The 20446-nt window shown below is 70.6% G+C and carries 16 protein-coding genes, 1 tRNA gene and 2 pseudogenes; 16 read left to right on the forward strand and 3 right to left on the reverse strand.

Annotation, left to right across the window (positions count from 1 at the left end; translation table 11 throughout):
• Positions 1 to 108 precede the first annotated feature (108 nt).
• From desA to glmS, 7 genes are all read left to right on the forward strand, one after another.
• Entirely contained in the window at positions 109 to 1575 is a 1467-nt protein-coding gene (gene desA, locus KYY02_RS05860; protein ID WP_371236358.1) for a lysine decarboxylase DesA, read from the forward strand.
• Entirely contained in the window at positions 1559 to 2863 is a 1305-nt protein-coding gene (locus KYY02_RS05865) for a lysine N(6)-hydroxylase/L-ornithine N(5)-oxygenase family protein (protein ID WP_371236359.1), read from the forward strand. Before desA ends, KYY02_RS05865 begins: the two co-directional genes overlap by 17 nt.
• A complete protein-coding gene (locus KYY02_RS05870; protein WP_371236360.1) occupies positions 2860 to 3399 on the forward strand; it encodes a GNAT family N-acetyltransferase in 540 nt (179 codons plus the stop codon). Before KYY02_RS05865 ends, KYY02_RS05870 begins: the two co-directional genes overlap by 4 nt.
• Complete coding sequence (locus KYY02_RS05875) at positions 3396 to 5168, forward strand: IucA/IucC family protein (protein ID WP_371236361.1); 1773 nt, start codon at positions 3396 to 3398, stop codon at positions 5166 to 5168. Before KYY02_RS05870 ends, KYY02_RS05875 begins: the two co-directional genes overlap by 4 nt.
• A 138-nt stretch (positions 5169 to 5306) precedes the next feature.
• Positions 5307 to 6191, forward strand: coding sequence for a DUF4429 domain-containing protein (locus tag KYY02_RS05880; RefSeq protein ID WP_371236362.1), 885 nt, complete (start codon positions 5307 to 5309; stop codon positions 6189 to 6191).
• 85 nt (positions 6192 to 6276) lie between these two features.
• A complete protein-coding gene (locus KYY02_RS05885) occupies positions 6277 to 6534 on the forward strand; it encodes a hypothetical protein (protein WP_371236364.1) in 258 nt (85 codons plus the stop codon).
• Between the two features lie 13 nt (positions 6535 to 6547).
• Complete coding sequence (glmS, locus tag KYY02_RS05890) at positions 6548 to 8365, forward strand: glutamine--fructose-6-phosphate transaminase (isomerizing) (protein ID WP_371236366.1); 1818 nt, start codon at positions 6548 to 6550, stop codon at positions 8363 to 8365.
• Positions 8366 to 8606: 241 nt separating this feature from the next.
• On the opposite strand, the gene KYY02_RS05895 is transcribed toward glmS, so the two are convergent.
• Entirely contained in the window at positions 8607 to 9134 is a 528-nt protein-coding gene (locus KYY02_RS05895) for a universal stress protein (protein WP_030825127.1), read from the reverse strand.
• 810 nt (positions 9135 to 9944) lie between these two features.
• On the opposite strand from KYY02_RS05895, the gene KYY02_RS05900 reads away from it, so the two are divergent.
• From KYY02_RS05900 to KYY02_RS05915, 4 genes are all read left to right on the forward strand, one after another.
• Entirely contained in the window at positions 9945 to 11171 is a 1227-nt protein-coding gene (locus KYY02_RS05900; protein ID WP_371236368.1) for a helix-turn-helix domain-containing protein, read from the forward strand.
• A 212-nt stretch (positions 11172 to 11383) separates the two neighbouring features.
• A complete protein-coding gene (gene orn / locus KYY02_RS05905) occupies positions 11384 to 11986 on the forward strand; it encodes an oligoribonuclease (RefSeq protein ID WP_371236369.1) in 603 nt (200 codons plus the stop codon).
• A 119-nt stretch (positions 11987 to 12105) separates the two neighbouring features.
• Positions 12106 to 12178, forward strand: a tRNA-His gene (locus tag KYY02_RS05910).
• Between the two features lie 134 nt (positions 12179 to 12312).
• On the forward strand, positions 12313 to 13068 hold the full coding sequence (locus KYY02_RS05915; protein ID WP_371236371.1) for a hypothetical protein: 756 nt from the start codon (positions 12313 to 12315) through the stop codon (positions 13066 to 13068).
• A 50-nt stretch (positions 13069 to 13118) separates the two neighbouring features.
• Here the strand turns inward: KYY02_RS05915 and KYY02_RS05920 are convergent, their stop codons facing one another.
• The gene (locus tag KYY02_RS05920; protein ID WP_371236372.1) at positions 13119 to 14174 is read right to left on the reverse strand and encodes a LacI family DNA-binding transcriptional regulator; all 1056 of its coding nucleotides are present in this window, start codon (positions 14172 to 14174) and stop codon (positions 13119 to 13121) included.
• Positions 14175 to 14515: 341 nt separating this feature from the next.
• Between KYY02_RS05920 and KYY02_RS05925 the strand changes: the two genes are divergently transcribed.
• The 4 genes from KYY02_RS05925 (at position 14516) to KYY02_RS05940 (ending at position 19360) form a co-directional block, all read left to right on the forward strand.
• Positions 14516 to 15874 carry an ABC transporter substrate-binding protein gene (locus KYY02_RS05925; protein ID WP_371236374.1) on the forward strand — a complete coding sequence of 453 codons (1359 nt, stop codon included), beginning with the start codon at positions 14516 to 14518 and terminating at the stop codon, positions 15872 to 15874.
• Positions 15875 to 15879: 5 nt separating this feature from the next.
• Positions 15880 to 16893, forward strand: a complete 1014-nt coding sequence (locus KYY02_RS05930; protein WP_371236543.1) for a carbohydrate ABC transporter permease — start codon at positions 15880 to 15882, stop codon at positions 16891 to 16893.
• Positions 16894 to 16905: 12 nt separating this feature from the next.
• Positions 16906 to 17811, forward strand: coding sequence for a carbohydrate ABC transporter permease (locus KYY02_RS05935; RefSeq protein ID WP_371236376.1), 906 nt, complete (start codon positions 16906 to 16908; stop codon positions 17809 to 17811).
• Between the two features lie 109 nt (positions 17812 to 17920).
• Positions 17921 to 19360 (forward strand): GH1 family beta-glucosidase, encoded by a 1440-nt coding sequence (locus tag KYY02_RS05940; RefSeq protein ID WP_371236378.1) that lies wholly within the window; start codon positions 17921 to 17923, stop codon positions 19358 to 19360.
• Positions 19361 to 19542: 182 nt separating this feature from the next.
• Here KYY02_RS05940 and KYY02_RS05945 read toward each other — a convergent pair.
• Positions 19543 to 20196 (reverse strand): annotated as a pseudogene (locus KYY02_RS05945) (ATP-binding protein); the annotation flags it as partial.
• Here KYY02_RS05945 and KYY02_RS05950 point away from each other — a divergent pair.
• Positions 20186 to 20373 (forward strand): annotated as a pseudogene (locus KYY02_RS05950) (hypothetical protein); the annotation flags it as partial. The pseudogenes KYY02_RS05945 and KYY02_RS05950 sit on opposite strands and share 11 nt — an antisense overlap.
• Positions 20374 to 20446 lie beyond the last annotated feature (73 nt).

Below are 20446 nucleotides of genomic sequence, written 5' to 3' on the forward strand. Positions count from 1 at the left end.
ACCGTCACGGCGGAAGGGGTTTCATGGCACACTGCTTAGGTTAGGCTTGCCTAAGTAATACGCCGTCGGCTCTCCCGCACCGGATCGTCCCCACCGGAGGACCCCCACATGCGCTCGCACCTGCTCAACGACACCACCGCGGAGCACTACCGCCGCTCCGTGACCGAAGGAGTCGAGCGGGTGGCGGCCAAACTCGCCACCACCGACCGGCCGTTCACCGGCGTCACCGTCGACGCGCTCTCCCCCCGCATCGACGGCATCGACCTCGACCAGCCGCTCCACGACACCACCGCCGTGCTGGACGAACTGGAGGACGTCTACCTCCGGGACGCCGTCTACTTCCACCACCCCCGCTACCTCGCCCACCTCAACTGCCCGGTCGCCATCCCGGCCGTGCTCGGCGAGGCCGTGCTCTCCGCCGTCAACTCCTCCCTGGACACCTGGGACCAGTCGGCCGGCGGCACCCTCATCGAGCGGAAACTCATCGACTGGACGGCGGGCCGCATCGGCCTCGGACCGGCCGCCGACGGCGTGTTCACCTCCGGCGGCACCCAGTCCAACCTCCAGGCACTGCTGCTGGCCCGCGAGGAGGCCAAGCCGGGGCGGGACGGGCGGGAAGGGGAGGTCGACCTGGCGAAACTGCGCATCTTCGCCTCCGAGGTCAGCCACTTCAGCGTGAAGAAGTCCGCGAAGCTGCTCGGCCTCGGCCAGGACGCCGTGGTGGCGGTACCCGTCGACCACGACAAGCGCCTGCAGACCGTCGCCCTCGCCCACGAGCTGGAGCGCTGCGTCGAGGCCGGCCTGATCCCCATGGCCGTCGTCGCCACCGCCGGCACCACCGACTTCGGCTCCATCGACCCGCTGCCCGAGATCGCCGAACTGTGCGGACGGTACGGCGCCTGGATGCACGTGGACGCCGCCTACGGCTGCGGCCTGCTCGTCTCACTGAAGCACCGCGGCCGCATCGACGGCATCGAGCGCGCCGACTCCGTCACCGTCGACTACCACAAGTCCTTCTTCCAGCCGGTCAGTTCGTCGGCCGTACTGGTCCGCGACGCGGCCACGCTGCGGCACGCCACCTACCACGCCGAGTACCTCAACCCGCGCCGCATGGTGCAGGAACGCATCCCCAACCAGGTGGACAAGTCCCTGCAGACCACCCGCCGCTTCGACGCGCTCAAACTGTGGATGACGCTGCGCGTGATGGGCGCCGACGGCATCGGGCAGCTCTTCGACGAGGTGTGCGACCTGGCCGCCGAGGGCTGGAACCTGCTGGCCGCCGACCCCCGCTTCGACGTCGTGGTCGAGCCGAGCCTGTCCACCCTGGTCTTCCGCTACGTCCCGGCCGCCGTCACCGACCCCGCCGAGATCGACCGGGCCAACCTCTACGCCCGCAAGGCCCTGTTCGCCTCCGGTGACGCGGTGGTCGCGGGCACCAAGGTGGCGGGACGCCACTACCTGAAGTTCACCCTGCTGAACCCCGAGACCACGACGTCCGACATCGCCGCCGTCCTCGATCTGATCGCCGGCCACGCCGAGCAGTACCTGGGAGAGTCCCTTGACCGCGCTTCCTGACCCGACGACGGGCACCACGCACACGACCTACGACTTCGTGGGAATCGGACTGGGCCCCTTCAACCTCGGCCTCGCCTGCCTCACCGAGCCCATCGCCGAACTGAACGGCGTCTTCCTGGAGTCCAAGCCGGACTTCGAGTGGCACGCCGGGATGTTCCTCGACGGCGCCCACCTCCAGACCCCGTTCATGTCGGACCTGGTCACCCTGGCCGACCCGACGTCCCCGTACTCCTTCCTCAACTACCTGAAGGAGAAGGGGCGGCTGTACTCGTTCTACATACGCGAGAACTTCTACCCGCTGCGGGTCGAGTACGACGACTACTGCCGCTGGGCCGCCGCCAAGCTGAGCAGCATCCGCTTCGGCACCACGGTCACCGAGGTGACGTACGACGAGGGCGACGGTCTGTACACCGTGGCGACGGCGGCCGGTGAGTCGTACCGCGCCCGGCACCTGGTGCTCGGCACCGGGACCGTGCCGTTCGTCCCGGAGCCCTGCCGCGGCCTCGACGGCGACCTCTTCCACAACGCGCACTACATGCACCGCAAGGCGGAGCTGCTGGAGAAGGAGTCGGTCACGATCGTCGGCAGCGGGCAGAGCGCCGCCGAGATCTACTACGAGCTGCTCTCCGAGATCGACCTCCACGGCTACCAGCTCAACTGGGTCACCCGCTCCCCGCGGTTCTTCCCGCTGGAGTACACCAAGCTGACCCTGGAGATGACCTCCCCGGACTACATCGACTACTTCCGCGCGCTGCCCGAGGAGACCCGCTACCGGCTGGAGAAGCAGCAGAAGGGCCTGTTCAAGGGCATCAACTCGGAACTGATCGACGCCATCTTCGACCTGCTGTACCAGAAGAACGTCGAGAGCGGCGACCGGCCGGTGGCCACCCGGCTGCTCACCAACTCCTCGCTCACCACCGCCCGGTACGAGGACGGCGGCTACACGCTCGGCTTCCACCAGGACGAACAGGGCAAGGACTTCGAGATCCGCACCGAGGGCCTGGTACTGGCCACCGGCTACCACTACGAGCCGCCGGCCTTCCTCGACCCGGTGCGCGACCGGCTCCGCTTCGACGGCCACGGCCGCTTCGACGTGAGCCGCGACTACGCCATCGACGTCACCGGCCGCGGCGTCTTCCTGCAGAACGCCGGCGTCCACACGCACAGCGTCACCAGCCCCGACCTGGGCATGGGCCCGTACCGGAACGCGACCATCATCCGCGAGCTGCTGGGCGCCGAGTACTACCCGGTCGAGAAGACCATCGCGTTCCAGGAGTTCGCCGTATGAGCATCGGTACGTTCACCGTCCGCCCCCTGGACCCGCTGAAGGACGCCGGGCTGCTGCACCGCTGGGTCACCGACCCCAAGGCGGCCTTCTGGATGATGCAGGACGCGACGCTCCAGGACGTCGAACGCGAGTACACGCGCATCGCCGCCCACCGGCACCACCACGCCTACCTGGGCCTGCACGACGGCGAACCGGCCTTCCTCATGGAGAAGTACGACCCCCGGTACGTCGAACTCGTCGGCCTGTACGACCCCGAGCCCGGCGACGTCGGCATGCACTTCCTGGTCGCCCCCACCGACCGGCCCGTCCACGGCTTCACCCGGGCCGTCATCACCGCCGTGATGGAGGAACTGTTCGCCGACCCGGGCACCCGGCGGGTCGTGGTCGAGCCGGACGTGTCCAACAAGGCCGTGCACGCCCTGAACGAGGCCGTGGGCTTCGTCCCCGAGCGTGAGATCGACAAGCCGGAGAAGCGCGCGCTGCTGAGCTTCTGCACGCGCGAACAGTTCGAGGCCGCCCGAGGAGCATCCGTATGACCCCGTCCGACGCCGTGGCGCACCTGTCCCCCCGCCTCTGGGCGCGGGCCAACCGCCTCCTGGTCCGCAAGGCGCTCGCCGAGTTCGCGCACGAGCGGCTCATCACGCCGGAGGCCACCGGCGACGGCGGGTACGTCGTCCGCAGCGACGACGGCCTGACCCGGTACGCCTTCACGGCGACGCTCCGCGCCCTGGACCACTGGGTGATCGACGCCGACTCGATCACCCGCCACCGCGGCGACGCCGAACTCGACCTCGCGGCCCTGGACTTCTTCATCGAGCTGCAGAAGTCCCTGGGCCTGAGCGAGGAGATCCTGCCGGTGTACCTGGAGGAGATCTCCTCCACCCTCTCCGGCACCTGCTACAAACTCACCAAGCCGCAGGTCCCGGCCGCCGAGCTGATCGACGCCGGCTTCCAGGCCATCGAGACCGGGATGACCGAGGGCCACCCCTGCTTCGTCGCCAACAACGGGCGGCTCGGCTTCGGCGTCCACGAGTACCTGTCGTACGCGCCGGAGGCCGCGAACCCGGTGAAGCTGGTGTGGCTGGCCGCGCACCGCTCGCGGGCCGCGTTCACGGCGGGGGCCGGGATCACGTACGAGTCGTTCATCCGGCAGGAGCTGGGCGAGGAGACCGTCGAGGGCTTCCACGGCGTCCTGCGCGAGCAGGACCGCGACCCCGACGACTACCTCCTCGTCCCCGTCCACCCCTGGCAGTGGTGGAACAAGCTGTCCGTCACCTTCGCCGCCGAGGTGGCGCGCGGACACCTGGTCTGCCTGGGCGAAGGCGACGACGAGTACCTGGCCCAGCAGTCCATCCGCACCTTCTTCAACACCTCGCACCCCGAGAAGCACTACGTGAAGACGGCCCTGTCCGTCCTCAACATGGGGTTCATGCGCGGGCTGTCCGCCGCCTACATGGAGGCGACCCCGGCGATCAACGACTGGCTGGCCCGGCTCGTCGACAACGACCCGGTGCTGCGGGCCACGGGGCTTTCGATCATCCGCGAGCGGGCCGCCGTGGGCTACCGGCACCTGGAGTACGAGCAGGCCACCGACCGCTACTCGCCGTACCGGAAGATGCTGGCCGCGCTGTGGCGGGAGAGCCCGGTGCCGTCGCTGGAGGACGGCGAGTCGCTCGCCACGATGGCGTCACTGGTCCACGTCGACCACGAGGGGAGGTCCTTCGCGGGCGCGCTGATCGAGCGCTCGGGGCTCGCTCCGGCCGAGTGGCTGCGGCACTACCTGCGGGCGTACTACGTCCCGCTGCTGCACAGCTTCTACGCCTACGACCTGGTGTACATGCCGCACGGCGAGAACGTGATCCTCGTGCTGGAGGACGGGGTGGTGCGGCGGGCGGTCTACAAGGACATCGCCGAGGAGATCGCGGTGATGGACCCGACCGCGGTGCTGCCGCCGGAGGTCTCCCGCATCCGGGTGGAGGTCCCGGACGACACGAAGCTGCTGTCGATCTTCACGGACGTCTTCGACTGCTTCTTCCGCTTCCTCGCGGCGAACCTCGCCGAGGAGGGCGTCCTGGACGAGGACGGCTTCTGGGGCACGGTCGCGGAGGTCACCCGCGAGTACCAGGCGTCGGTGCCCGAACTGGCCGACAGGTTCGCCCGGTACGACATGTTCGCCCCCGAGTTCGCCCTGTCCTGCCTCAACCGCCTCCAGCTGCGCAACAACAAGCAGATGGTGGACCTCACCGACCCGTCCGGCGCGCTCCAGCTGGTGGGCACCCTGAAGAACCCGATCGCGGGGTTCTGACCCACGAACGGGCGGGCGCCCCGGAGTACGGTCCTCCGGGGCGCCCGTCGGCACGGGAACCGTGCGGACCCGGCCGCCCCGCAAGGGACGCCGGACCGGTCCGGGCCGCCCCCGCAGATCCGGTGGAACAATCCCCCCATGGCGGAAATCATCCAGAAGGACGGCACCTGGACCTTCGACGGGGAAGCCCTGCGGCTGACCCCCGGACGGGACAGGAGCGTCGGGCTGCTCCGCAGGACCCTGGGCGAACTGGTGGTGCCCCTGCGGGCGTTGGCGGGCATATCGCTGGAGCAGGGCAAGAGGAACGGACGGCTCAGACTGCGGCTGCGCGACGGCGCCGACCCCCTGCTGCACGCGACCGGCGGCCGGCTCGCCGAGCCGCACGACCCCTACCGGCTGATCGTCGACTCCGACCGCTACGGCGTCGCCGAGTACTTCACGGAGGAGGTCCGCACCGCCCTGCTGCTGGACCGGGTTCCCGCCGGCCCGGTCACCGAGTACCTGCTGCCCGGTCCGTCCGTGCCGCTGTCCGTCTCCGCCGGGGACGGCACGGTCGGCTTCGACGGCGAGCGCGTCCGGCTGGAGTGGAACTGGAAGACGGAGGACGCCAAGGCCGCCGCCGGCGCCCGCACCCTCGCGCTGGCCGATCTGACCGGCGTGGAGTGGCAGCCGGCCACCGGCCTGGAGAACGGCCACCTGCGCTTCCTCGTACGGCACTCCCCCACCGAGGCGCCCGCCAAGTACAACCCCCACGCCGTGGAGCTGTGGGGCTTCAAGAAGGACCCGCTGATGGCGCTCGCCGCCGCCGCCGTCCAGGCCCGTCTGCCGCACCCGGCCGCTCCCGCCGACGACCGCCCCCGGGAGCCGGGGACCGCACCGCCGCAGACGGCCCCCGCCGCGGCCGAGGACGACCACGACACCCTGCTGCGCCGACTGCGGCAGCTGGGCGAGCTGCACCGGTCCGGGGTGCTGACGGACGAGGAGTTCACCCTCGCCAAGCAGGCGATCCTCAAGCGGATGTAAGCCGATCCCGGGCCCCACCGGTGAGTCCTGCCCGAAACCGGGCACGTTTCTTGCGAAAAGACGGCCGGTACCTCAGGATCATCGGGTGCACGACGAACTTGTTGATCATCTGACGCGGTCCACGCCCCTCAGCCGGGGCGAGGCGCTGCGCGTGGTCCAGGACGTGCTCGCCTATTTCGACGAGACGACCGAGGAGTACGTCCGTCGCCGCCACCGCGAACTCCAGGCCCGGGGTCTGGTGAACGCGACGATCTTCGAACGGATCGAGGCGGACCTCAGATACCGAGCGGTGGCGCCGCCCGAGCTCTCGCTCCGGCAGCTACGCCGCATCGTCTACGGCTAGGAACAATACGCATATGTGCGGAATCGTCGGATACATCGGCAGGCGCGAGGTCGCTCCCCTGCTGCTCGAGGGCCTGCAGCGCCTGGAGTACCGCGGCTACGACTCGGCGGGGATTGCCGTCACGTCCCCGAAGGCGTCCGGCCTGAAGACGGTCAAGGCCAAGGGCCGGGTGCGCGACCTCGAGGCCAAGGTCCCGGCGCGCTTCAAGGGCACCACCGGCATCGCCCACACCCGCTGGGCCACCCACGGCGCCCCCTCCGACGTGAACGCCCACCCGCACCTGGACGCCGAGGGCAAGGTCGCCGTCGTCCACAACGGCATCATCGACAACGCCTCCGACCTGCGCCGCAAGCTGGAGGCGGACGGCGTCGAGTTCCTCTCCGAGACGGACACCGAGGTCCTCGTCCACCTCATCGCCCGCTCGACGGCCGAGAAGCTGGAGGACAAGGTCCGCGAGACCGTGCGCCTCATCGAGGGCACCTACGGCATCGCCGTGCTGCACGCCGACTTCCCGGACCGCATCGTGGTGGCCCGCAACGGCTCGCCGGTCGTGCTCGGCATCGGCGAGAAGGAGATGTTCGTCGCCTCCGACATCGCCGCGCTGGTCGCCCACACCCGCCAGATCGTGACGCTGGACGACGGCGAGATGGCGACGCTGAAGGCCGACGACTTCCGCACCTACACCACCGAGGGCACCCGTACGACCGCCGAGCCGACCACCGTGGAGTGGGAGGCGGCCTCGTACGACATGGGCGGCCACGACACCTACATGCACAAGGAGATCCACGAGCAGGCCGAGGCCGTGGACCGCGTGCTGCGCGGCCGGATCGACGACCGCTTCTCCACCGTGCACCTGGGCGGCCTCAACCTGGACGCCCGCGAGGCGCGCCGGATCCGCCGCGTGAAGATCCTCGGCTGCGGCACCTCGTACCACGCCGGCATGATCGGCGCGCAGATGATCGAGGAGCTGGCCCGGATCCCCGCCGACGCCGAGCCCGCCTCCGAGTTCCGCTACCGCAACGCGGTCGTGGACCCCGACACCCTGTACGTCGCGGTCTCCCAGTCCGGTGAGACGTACGACGTGCTGGCGGCCGTGCAGGAGCTGAAGCGCAAGGGCGCGCGGGTGCTGGGCGTGGTCAACGTCGTCGGCTCCGCGATCGCCCGCGAGGCGGACGGCGGCATCTACGTCCACGCCGGGCCCGAGGTCTGCGTGGTGTCCACGAAGTGCTTCACCAACACCACGGTCGCCTTCGCCCTGCTCGCCCTGCACCTGGGCCGCACCCGTGACCTGTCGGTGCGCGACGGCAAGCGGATCATCGAGGGCCTGCGTCGGCTCCCGGGCCAGATCTCCGAGATCATGAAGCAGGAGGAGGAGATCAGGAAGCTGGCCCTGGAGTACGCCGAGGCCCGCTCGATGCTCTTCATCGGCCGCGTCCGGGGCTACCCGGTGGCCCGCGAGGCCTCCCTGAAGCTCAAGGAGGTCTCCTACATCCACGCCGAGGCGTACCCGGCCTCCGAGCTGAAGCACGGTCCGCTGGCCCTGATCGAGCCGGCCCTCCCCACGGTCGCGATCGTCCCGGACGACGACCTGCTGGAGAAGAACCGCGCGGCCATGGAGGAGATCAAGGCCCGCAGCGGCCGGATCGTGGCGGTCGCCCACCAGGACCAGGAGAAGGCCGACCACACGATCCTCGTCCCCAAGAACGAGGACGAACTCGACCCCATCCTCATGGGCATCCCCCTCCAGCTCCTCGCCTACCACACCGCCCTGGCCCTCGGCCGGGACATCGACAAGCCGCGCAACCTCGCCAAGTCGGTGACGGTCGAGTAGCACCCCGCTTCCAGGGCGCGGGGCGGAATCGGCGTACGACTCCGCCCCGCGGACACGACCAGCCCAAAAACCCCGCCAGGCCGGTCACGACGCAACAGCACCCCACCCCCAAGGGCACGGAGCGGAGGATCGGCGTACGACTCCGCCCCGCGGACACGACCAGCCCCAGGGGCCCGCACGGGCCGAACCACAGGACGGGCCCCCGCGTGTTGCCGGCCGACACGCACGGGCCGTCCCCCTCTTACGGGATAACGACGACCGGCCGCTGCGCCCGCTTCGCCAGCCGCCCGGCGACGGACCCGAAAAGCCGCCCCACGAGACCGTGGGTGGAACCCACGACGATCGCATCGGCGGCATACTCCCGCCCCACCTCCTCGAGTTCGTGGCAGATGTCCCCACCGCGTTCGACGAGGATCCACGGCACCTCGGCCAGGTAGTCCGCACAGGCGAGCTCGAGTCCGAGCACCTCCGTGCGGTGGTCGGGGACGTCCACGAAGACCGGCGGTTCGCAGCCCGCCCAGACCGTGGTGGGCAGCCGGTTGGCGACGTGGACGATGATCAGGCCCGAACCGGAGCGCCGCGCCATGCCGATGGCGTACGCGAGGGCCCGTTCACTGGAGGTGGAGCCGTCGAAGCCGACGACCACACCGTGCCGGAACGCGGGGTCGCAGGGGTGGCGCGACTCCTCCGCCGCCAGGGGTTCGGCCGCCGTGGGATCGGCGACCGACCGCTTGCGGTCCGCGGGTTCGAAGAATTCGTGACCGGCCATGGCTGTCTCGGGGGTGTGATCCTTTGCGGGGACGACAGTGTGCGGCGGAGCTGTGTCCGGGAATTACCTTCCCGATCCCATACCCTCAAGGGTACGGCGGCACGCCTCCTGAGCCCAGGTCCCGCGCGTGTCCGCAGGCGGGTTCACCGGAGCATGCACGAGGGTCCGCCCGTCACGCAATGGTTGCTGTCCCGTACAAGTGGTTTGCCCGGGGTTCACCTGCCGGTGGGAGCGAGCCGCCGCGAGGGGTCCGCCGCGCCCCGCGGCGACCGTCGGCCCGGCCGTGCGCCGGCCCTCGTGGGCGGTACCGCGTGGCACTTCGCGCCCGCTGCCGTCCGGGGGACCGGAGCCCTTGCGGGGCCGGCGCGGGCGGGCCGGAACCGGGAGACGGCGGCACCGGTGGCACGATGGCGGGGGGACACCGGTCAACTGACCGGTTTCCGCGCCCTCGCCCGCATCTTTTCAGCCAACTTCTGGCTTGTGCACGTACCCTGCCGCAGTCACCCCCCACCCCCCGTTCGACCTGCACGAAAAGGGTCCGGCGGACCCTGCGCACCCTACGTGGATTGGCCACTGCGACAAGGCGCACTTCCCTGCACGGCCCACGAGTGCAACGCTTCGTGATCGAATGCTTCACGCCAAGTTGCCAAGTCGACAATGCGCTGGGTGGTGAACCGGCCACCGGCGCGCGACGGGACGCAGTAGATTCGATCTTGATGTCTTACGGCGGGGGACTCGTGCAGGACCGAGGGGAAACGTGCAGGAGCGACACAACCGAGGAGCCGCGACCACCGAGGGGGGCTTAGCAGTATGAGCCACGACTCCACTGCCGCGCCGGAGACGACGGCCCGGAAACTCTCCGGGCGCCGCCGCAAGGAGATCGTCGCGGTGCTGCTGTTCAGCGGCGGCCCCATCTTCGAGAGTTCCATACCGCTGTCGGTGTTCGGGGTTGACCGCCAGGACGCCGGCGTACCGCGCTACCGCTTGCTCGTCTGCGGGGGCGAGGAGGGCCCGCTGCGGACGACGGGGGGCCTGGAACTCACCGCACCGCATGGCCTGGAGGCGATATCCCGGGCGGGCACCGTCGTGGTGCCGGCCTGGCGTTCGATCACCTCCCCGCCACCGGAGGAGGCCCTGGACGCACTGCGCCGGGCCCATGAGGAGGGTGCCCGCATCGTCGGGCTGTGCACCGGTGCCTTCGTCCTCGCGGCGGCGGGCCTGCTGGACGGCCGTCCCGCGACCACGCACTGGATGTACGCGCCGACACTGGCGAAACGCTATCCGTCGGTACACGTCGATCCACGGGAGCTCTTCGTGGACGACGGCGACGTGCTGACCTCCGCGGGCACGGCGGCCGGAATCGATCTGTGCCTGCACATCGTGCGCACGGACCACGGCAACGAGGCGGCCGGCGCGCTGGCCCGCCGCCTGGTGGTGCCGCCGCGCCGCAGCGGGGGCCAGGAACGCTACCTGGACAGGTCTTTACCGGAGGAGATCGGCGCCGACCCGCTCGCCGAGGTCGTCGCCTGGGCGCTGGAGCACCTCCACGAACAGTTCGACGTGGAGACGCTGGCGGCACGCGCGTACATGAGCCGTCGTACCTTCGACCGCCGCTTCCGCTCGCTGACCGGCAGTGCGCCGCTGCAGTGGCTGATCACGCAGCGGGTGCTCCAGGCGCAGCGCCTGCTGGAGACGTCGGACTACTCGGTGGACGAGGTCGCCGGCCGCTGCGGCTTCCGCTCCCCGGTCGCGCTGCGCGGCCACTTCCGGCGCCAGCTGGGTTCGTCCCCGGCCGCCTACCGGGCCGCGTACCGCGCGCGGCGCCCACAGGCCGACCGGAACCAGGACGCCGAGGGCGTTCCGGGCACCGCGGGATCACTCCCGCCGGGCCAGCCGGGCCACGCGGGACCCCAGGCACCGCCCGCCCTGCACCCGGACAGCCCGCTCCCGCACCAGTCCCGCCGCACGGCGGCGGTCGGCTCCCTGGGCCCGTCCGTGACGGCCGCGGCCTTCCCGGGCCAGCGCAGCGCGCCGTGAACCGACAACGACGGGCCGGAGGCCGTGGCCTCCGGCCCGTCGGCGTACCGACGGGACCGCATCGGCCACTTCCAGCCCGTCCGGCGTGTGCGGACGGGGCCCGTCCAGGGCCGGAGCGGGGGCGGGGGCGGCGGCCCCTGTGCCGTCCGCCCCGGCACGGCGACGCGTCCGCGCCGGTCCCGCACAGCGCAGCGCCCCGTAAGGTTAGACACATGAACGATCGCATGGTGTGGATCGACTGCGAGATGACCGGCCTCTCGCTGTCGAACGACGCGCTCATCGAGGTGGCCGCCCTCGTCACCGACTCCGAACTGAACGTGCTCGGCGAGGGCGTGGACATCGTCATCCGCCCGCCGAAGCGGGCCCTGGAGACGATGCCGGAGGTGGTGCGGGAGATGCACACCGCGTCCGGACTGCTCGCCGAACTGGCGGGCGGCACGACGCTCGAGGACGCCGAGCGGCAGGTCCTCGACTACGTGAGGGAACACGTCAAGGAGCCGGGCAGGGCGCCCCTGTGCGGCAACTCCGTCGGCACCGACCGCGGTTTCCTGCTGCGGGACATGCCGGCCCTGGAGGACTACCTCCACTACCGCATCGTGGACGTGTCCAGCATCAAGGAGCTGGCCCGCCGCTGGTACCCGAGGGCGTACTACAACAGCCCCGAGAAGAACGGCAACCACCGCGCCCTCGCCGACATCCGCGAGTCCATCGCGGAGCTGCGCTACTACCGCGAGGCCGTCTTCGTACCGCAGCCCGGGCCCGACTCGGACACCGCGAGGAAGATCGCTGCGAAGCACGTCCTGCCTGCTCAGTAGGCGGATCGAGGGGCGCCAGGGGGGTGTCCCGGAAAGCCGTGCGCGAGCACCCCTTCGGACCCTGTACACTTTTCCTCGGCCGGTCGGAGAAGTCACTGACCTCAACCGACAAGGCCATGGTGGGTGTAGCTCAGCTGGTAGAGCACCTGGTTGTGGTCCAGGATGCCGCGGGTTCGAGTCCCGTCACTCACCCTCACCAGTCAGCCGGTGACCTTGTGCCAAGGTCACCGGCTGTACTCGTTTCCGCCGCCGTAATGTCAGTGGGCCGACCTATGGTCGTCGGCGGGCAGGCGTAGGTCCTGTCCGCCGACGCGAGGGGAGGGCACGTGAGCGACGGTGTGCAGTGGATGGTCGGCACGGTGACGAGTTCCGGATGGATGCTCGACGTGCACTTCGCCCGCGGCATCGACGCCGAGGAGCTGGCGGTGCGGATGGGGGCGCGGCGCGGCGCGGCGGCCGGGCCGATGACCGACGCCGAGACCGAGGACCTCGGGGTCGGCTCCTACGACGGGCCGAACAGCGCCGTGGTCCGCGTCGGCGAGCACGCGGGCTGGGCGTTCGCCGTCCTCCACGGCTCCTACCTCGACCGGCTGGAGGAGGTCTCCCGCGAGGGCGTGGAGGCCGTTCACTACCACCACAACTCGGAGCACCCGCCCACCACCGTCCTGTACGCGCGCGACGGCCGCACCGTCTGCGGATACGGGCTGGGCGAGGAGCGCATCCGCTGGGGGCGGGAACGCGACCTGTTCCTGCCGGACCTGGTGGCCGCCGGAATCCTGAACCCCGACGGAGACACCTACGGCGGCCTCGACGACTACTCCGAACGCAAGCGTCTCGGTCTGGCCGTCTTCGAGAAGCGCCTCGGCCTCTCCCTCCCCCGCACCGCGCTCACCGAGGACCGCCTCCCCGTGTACGCGGTCATGGGTTCGCCCGCGGACGACTTCGAGGAGATCAGCGCGTGGGCCGAGGCCAGCGGCAGACCACTGCCGGACCGGCGCCTGGGCCTGGTCCCGGCCGGCCTGCGCAGGGACTACGAGTGGGCCACCGACCCCCGGTGGGGAAGGACGGGGCGCACCGCGTAGCCGCCGGCACGGTCCCGAAGGACCCGGCCCCGGCACGGAGCACCGAGACGTCACGACGAGGCGCGGGCCACCAGCTCCGTGGCCAGCACCATCTGACGCCGCTCCAGCTCCCGGGAGACCGACGGACGGCGGTCGGCGACCTCCGCGAGGAGGAGGTCGGTCATCGCGCGGCCCATCTCCTCTATCGGCTGGCGCACGCTGGTCAGCGGCGGGTCCATGTGGCGGGCGATGGCGGAGTCGTCGTAGCCGACCAGGGCCACGTCGTCGGGGATGCGGCGGCCCGCGTCGCGCAGGGCGTGCCGGGCGCCGGCCGCGGTGACGTCCGAGGCTGCGAAGACGGCGTCCAGGTCGGGGCGGCGCTCCAGCAGGGCCGCCATCGCGCGCCGGCCGCCGTCCTCGGAGAAGTCGCCCGGTTCGACCAGCAGGTCGTCCACCTCGTGGCCGGCGTCGCGCAGGGCGTCGCGGTAGCCGTCGATGCGCCGCTGGGCGCCGTAGACGTCGAGGCGTCCGGTGATGTGGGCGACGGTGCGCCGGCCCCGGCCGATGAGGTGCTCGACGGCCTGGCGGGCGCCGCCGTAGTTGTCCGAGTCCACGGAGGCGAGCGTCTCGGCGGCCGAGCGGGGGCCGCTGATCACGGCCGGGATCTCCAGCTGGGACAGCATGTCGGGCAGCGGGTCGTCGGCGTGCACCGAGACCAGCAGCACCCCGTCCACCCGGTGGGCGGCGAGGTACTCGGCGAGCCGCTGCCGTTCGCGGTCGCTGCCCGCGAAGATCAGCAGCAGCTGCATCCGGGTGTCGGAGAGCGCCGCGCCGACGCCCCGGAGCATGTCGGAGAAGTACGGCTCGGCGAAGAACCGGGTCTCCGGCTCGGGCACGACGAGGGCGATGGCGTCGGTGCGGTTGGCGGCCAGCGCGCGGGCGGCCGTGTTCGGGACGTAACCGAGCTCGGCGACCGCGGCCTCCACGGCGGCGCGGGTGGCGTCGCTCACCCGGGGCGAGCCGTTGATCACCCGGGAGACCGTGCCGCGGCCGACACCGGCGCGCGCGGCCACCTCTTCGAGGGTGGGCCGCCCGCCGCTCCGGCCCCGCGCTCCGTGGCCTGCCATCGGCTCCGCCTTCCGTCGTGTGTCACGCCGGCCTGGAATGTAACAGCCCCGCCGGTGACGGCGGCCACCGCGGGAGGGGGCGTGCGGACTGCGGGCTTCCGGGGGCGGGTCCTCGGCGTCAAGTTAACAGGCGGATAACTGAAGGCGCTTCGCCTCGTCTGTTCCCTTGACACCCCCGCCCGGACCCGCGACTCTTCAACACATCACTTGTGGGAGCGCTCCCACGGTACCTGACACATACACAACCCGCACGTTCCCCGCCCGAGCCGCAACGCGCAAGATACGGGTCCAACAGAGCCGTTGGCCGGGGGGTCGGCACGTCAGGGCAACAGGAGGACGCAATGCGAGCACGTACCCTCCCCCTCTCCCGTCAGCGGTCGGGCGGGGGGAAGCCCATCGTCCGTAAGGCGCTGGCCGTCGCGGCCGTGGTGTCGCTGGGCACCGGGCTGCTGGCCGGCTGTGCCGACGACGGCGGTGACGACGGCTCCGGATCCTCGTCCGACAGCGAGGGCAAGACCAAGATCACGCTGGGTCTGTTCGGCGCCTTCGGCTTCCAGGAGGCCGGTCTCTACGCCGAGTACGAGAAGCTGAACCCGGACATCAAGATCGAGCAGAACGTCATCGAGCGGAACGAGAACTACTACCCCCCGCTGCTCAATCACCTCACCACCAACAGCGGCCTGATGGACATCCAGGCCATCGAGATCGCCAACATCGCCGAGATCGTCGACACCCAGGCGGACAAGTTCGCGGACATGTCCAAGGCCGAGGGCGTGGACAAGAACAACTGGCTCGAGTGGAAGTGGCAGCAGGCCACCACCAAGGACGGCCGGACCGTCGCTCTCGGCACCGACATCGGCCCGATGGCCATCTGCTACCGCAAGGACCTCTTCGAGAAGGCCGGCCTGCCGACCGACCGCGAGGAGGTCGGCAGGCTGTGGGCCGGCGACTGGAACAAGTTCATCGAGACCGGTGAGAAGTACAAGAAGGCGGCCGGTGAGGACACCTTCTTCATGGACTCCCCCGGTGGCCTGCTCAACGCCGTCCTCAGCAGTGAGAAGGAGAAGTTCTACGACGCCTCCGGCGAGGTCGTCTACAAGACCAACCCGGCCGTCAAGGACGCCTTCGACCTGACCGCCGATGCCGCCGAGAAGGGCCTGGTCCAGTCGCAGACGCAGTTCCAGCCGGCCTGGGACACGACGATCGCCAACAGCAAGTTCGCCACCGTCGCCTGCCCGCCGTGGATGCTCGGCTACATCAAGGGCAAGTCGCAGCCGGACGCCGCCGGCAAGTGGGACGTGGCCGCGGCACCCAAGCCCGGCAACTGGGGCGGCTCCTTCCTGGGCGTGCCGAAGAGCGGCAAGAACGTCGAGGAGGCGCAGAAGCTGGTGGCCTGGCTGACCGCGCCCGAGCAGCAGACGAAGCTGTTCAAGGTGCAGGGCAGCTTCCCGAGCACCCCGGGCGCCTACGACAGCCCCGAAGTGACCGGTGCGAAGAACGAGATGACCGGTGACGCCCCGATCGGCGAGGTCTTCTCCGAGGCCGCCAAGCAGATCCCGGACCAGGTCATCGGCCCGAAGGACCAGATCATCCAGCAGGGTCTGACGGACAACGGCGTCATCCTGGTGACCAAGGGCAAGTCGGCCGAGGAGGCCTGGGAGACGGCCACCAAGACCATCGACAACAGCCTGGACAAGTGACCGAGATGGCCACCCGCCACGACACCGCCGCGCTCCCCGTCAAGGGGGGCGCGGCCCCGGGCCGTCCGCCCGGGAACCCCGCGCCCGCGGACAAGGAACAGCGACGCCGGGCCAAGCTGTCCCGGCGCTGGCAGCGCGACATGCGCTGGAGCCCGTACGCGTTCGTCTCGCCGTTCTTCCTGCTCTTCATCGCCTTCGGCCTGTTCCCGCTGATCTACACCGGCTGGGCCTCGCTGCACCAGGTGGAACTGACCGCCCCGACCGACATGAGCTGGGTCGGGTTGAAGAACTACACCCGGATCTTCGACGACGAGTTCTTCTGGAACGCCGCGCAAAACACCCTGACCATCGGCGTCATCTCGACCGTTCCGCAGCTGCTGATGGCGATGGGCATCGCCCACATCCTCAACTACAAGCTGCGTGCCTCGACCTTCTACCGGGTCGCGATGCTCGCCCCGTACGCCACCTCGATCGCCGCCGCCTCCCTGGTGTTCGTGCTGCTGTTCGGCCGTGACTACGGCATGATCAACTGGACGCTGGACCTCGTCGGGATCGACCCGGTCGACTGGCAGGGCGAGAAGTGGCCCTCCCAGTTCGCCGTCTCGTCGATCATCATCTGGCGCTGGACCGGCTACAACGCGCTGATCTACCTGGCCGCGATGCAGGCGATCCCGCAGGACCTGTACGAGTCGGCGGCGCTGGACGGCGCCAGCCGCTGGCAGCAGTTCCTCCACGTGACCCTGCCGGCGCTGCGTCCGACCATCCTGTTCACGGTGGTGGTCTCCACCATCGGCGCCAGCCAGGTCTTCGGCGAGCCGCTGCTGTTCGACGCCAACAAGGGCGCGTCCGGCGGCGCGGAGCACCAGTTCCAGACGCTCGGCCTGTACCTGTACGAGCAGGGCTGGGTGAACCAGCACCTGGGCCGCGCCTCGGCGATCGCCTGGGCGATGTTCGCGATCCTGATCGTCATCGGCCTCATCAACCAGCTCATCTCACGCCGGCTGCGCGCCAGTAGTTAAGGAGTTGTGGCCGTGACGAAGACTGTGACGCCCCCCGAGACCACCCCCGCCAAGGCGCCGAAGCGTCCGCGCCTGCCGAAGTCGGCGCGGGCCGGCGGAACGCTGCACGGCGGTCCGATCGCGTACGCGATCCTGATCGTGTTCACGATCGTGTCGCTGTTCCCGCTGGTGTGGACCGCGATCGCCGCCTCCCGGGACAACCAGCGGCTGGCGCAGAACCCGCCGCCGTTCTGGTTCGGTTCCAACCTGTTCAAGAACCTGGAGATCGCCTGGAAGGACGCCAACCTCGGTGAGGCCTTCCTCAACACCACGATCGTGGCGGGCACCTCGGCGGTGACCATCGTCGTGCTGTCGACGATCGCCGGGTTCGCCTTCGCCAAGCTGCGCTTCAAGGGCCGCAACGCGCTGATGCTGATCGTGATCGGCACGATGATGGTGCCGCCGCAACTCAGCATCATCCCGCTGTACATGATGGTCGCCAAGCTCGACTGGTCCGACCAGCTGCAGGCGGTCATCCTCCCGTCGCTGGTGAGCGCGTTCGGTGTGTTCTTCATGCGGCAGTACCTGCTCCAGGCGCTGCCGGACGAGGTCATCGAGGCCGCCCGGGTGGACGGCGCGAGCAGCTGGCGCGTGATCTGGCACGTGGTGTTCCCGGCCGCGCGGCCGGCGATGGCCGTGCTGGGCATGCTGATGTTCGTGCAGGCCTGGAACGACTTCCTCTGGCCGTTCCTGGTGCTGACCCAGACCGGCAGCCCGACCGTACAGGTGGCGGTCGCGGGCCTCGGCCGCGGGTACACCCCGGACCAGTCCCTGATCATGGCGGGTGCGCTGCTGGGTACGCTGCCCCTGCTGCTGGTCTTCACGATCTTCGGCAAGCAGATCGTGGGCGGCATCATGCAGGGCGCCGTCAAGGGCTGACGCCCGCCTCACGTTCGTACCCCTGGGGGCCGGGTCACCGCCGCCTCGGCCCCTCCCCCCTCCTCTTCGTACTCGTCGGTCCTCCACGACCTTCTATGGGAGCGCTTCCATGTCTGATTCCGCAACGCCGGCGACCCCGGTGACCTTTCCTCCCGCCTTCCTCTGGGGCGCCGCGACCTCCGCGTACCAGATCGAGGGGGCGGTGCGGGAGGACGGGCGTACGCCTTCCATCTGGGACACCTTCAGCCACACGCCGGGCAAGACGATCGGCGGCGACACCGGTGACATCGCTGTCGACCACTACCACCGCTACCGCGACGACGTGGCGCTGATGGCGGACCTGAACCTCAACGCCTACCGCTTCTCCGTCTCCTGGTCGCGGGTGCAGCCGACCGGCCGCGGCCCCGCCGTGCAGCGCGGTCTGGACTTCTACCGCAAGCTGGTCGACGAGCTGCTGGCGAAGGGCATCAAGCCGGCCGTCACCCTCTACCACTGGGACCTGCCGCAGGAGCTGGAGGACGCGGGCGGCTGGCCGGAGCGCGACACCGCGTACCGCTTCGCGGAGTACGCGCAGATCGTCGGCGAGGCACTCGGCGACCGGGTGGAGCAGTGGATCACGCTCAACGAGCCCTGGTGCAGCGCCTTCCTGGGGTACGCCTCCGGGGTGCACGCCCCCGGCCGCACCGACCCGGTGGCCGCGCTGAGGGCCGCCCACCACCTGAACCTGGCGCACGGCCTGGGCGCCAAGGCGCTGCGCTCGGTGATGCCGGCCCGCAACTCGGTCGCGATCAGCCTCAACTCCTCGGTGGTCCGGCCGCTCTCGCCGAGCGACCCGGCGGACGTGGCGGCGGCACGCAAGATCGACGACCTGTCCAGCGGCATCTTCCACGGCCCGGTCATGCACGGCGCCTACCCGGAGACGCTGCTGGAGGCGACCTCGTCGCTCACCGACTGGTCGTACGTCCTCGACGGCGACCTGGACCTGATCCACCAGCCGCTGGACGCGCTCGGCCTCAACTACTACACGCCCACCCTGGTGTCGGCGGCGGACCCGGACGCGAAGGGCCCGCGGGCCGACGGCCACGGGGCGAGCGAGCACTCGCCGTGGCCCGCCGCGGAGGACGTCGCCTTCCACCAGTCCCCGGGCGAGCAGACCGAGATGGGCTGGTCCGTCGACCCTACGGGCCTGCACGAGCTGATCATGCGCTACCACCGCGAGGCGCCCGGACTGCCGATCTACATCACCGAGAACGGTGCGGCCTACGACGACAAGCCGGACGCCGACGGCACGGTGCACGACCCGGAGCGCGTCGCCTACCTGCACGGGCACCTCTCGGCGGTGCGGCGGGCCATCGCCGACGGCGCGGACGTGCGCGGCTACTTCCTGTGGTCCCTGCTGGACAACTTCGAGTGGGCGTACGGCTACGACAAGCGCTTCGGCGCGGTCTACGTCGACTACGTGACCCAGCAGCGGACCCCGAAGTCCAGCGCCCTGTGGTACGCGCGGGCCGCGAAGTCGGGGACGCTTCCGGAGCCGGAGCACATCTGACCGACTCCGGCTCCGGAGGACGGGGGACGGGGCGCGGCGCCCAGGGGAGTGCCGCGCCCCGTCCTCCACGAGCGCCTCGCTCGCAGGCGGCGAACGCCTTCGTGGAGGCGAACTCGTCCTGGAGGATCGAGCTGCGGAATCCCCTGATCCGGGAGGCCGTCGAGGATCCCGGGGTGCGCTCGAGGAAGGGACCGGGGCCGGTTGAGGAAGGCGGCCGGCCGGCCCGGTCCACGACGCCGGCGCACGGTCCCCCGGTGTCCCCGCCGCCGGGGCGCCCGTCCGCGTCCGTCGAGCTGGATCCAGATCCGCACCTCGGTCCCGCCGAGCACGGACGAGCCGATCCGCACGTCCCCGCCGGTCGACTCGGCGAGCCGGCGCACGATGTCCAGGCCGAGCACGGACGAGCCGATCCGCACGTCCCCGCCGGTCGACTCGGCGAGCCGGCGCACGATGTCCAGGCCGAGCCCGGTGGAGCCGTCACTGCCGGAACCCCGGCCACGGGCCATCGCCGCCTCGGAATCGGGTATGCCGGGGCCCGCGTCGGAGACCAGCACGATCACCGCGTCCTCGCCGTTGTGCACGTCGACCGCGAACGCGGTGCCCTCGGCGGTGTGCCGCAAGACGTTGCCGAGCAGCGCGTCGAGGGCGGCGGCCAGGTCGGTGCGGGCCACGGGTATGCACACCGGCCGGCCGGCGCCGGCCACCCGCCACTTGCGGCCCTCGTCCTCGGCGAGCGCCGACCGGAACGCCATCCGTTCCCGCACCGCTTCGGCCGCGTCGCAGCCGGCGCCGGGTCCGGCGGCGGCCGTCCGCGGCTTGGCGTCGCGGGCGGTGTTCGACCTCGGCGAGACGTCCGCGTCGCTGGTCTCGGCGACGCCGGGGCGGGCTGGTCGATGCAGGTGTGGAAGACGGGGACGTGGATCCGGGTGGAGTTCTCCTCGGGCGCGGACCGGGTGTCGGTCTTCTGCACCTGGCACGACGGACCGCCGCGGGTGGAGATCGGAACGTACTGAGGGGATCCGCCGCGAGTGCCGCGGACGGTCCCCGGTGCGTACCGCGCACCTGCCCCGTCACCGGATTCGCCGG

This window comes from Streptomyces pimonensis, assembly GCF_041380215.1.
In the GTDB taxonomy this organism is placed as follows: domain Bacteria; phylum Actinomycetota; class Actinomycetes; order Streptomycetales; family Streptomycetaceae; genus Streptomyces; species Streptomyces pimonensis.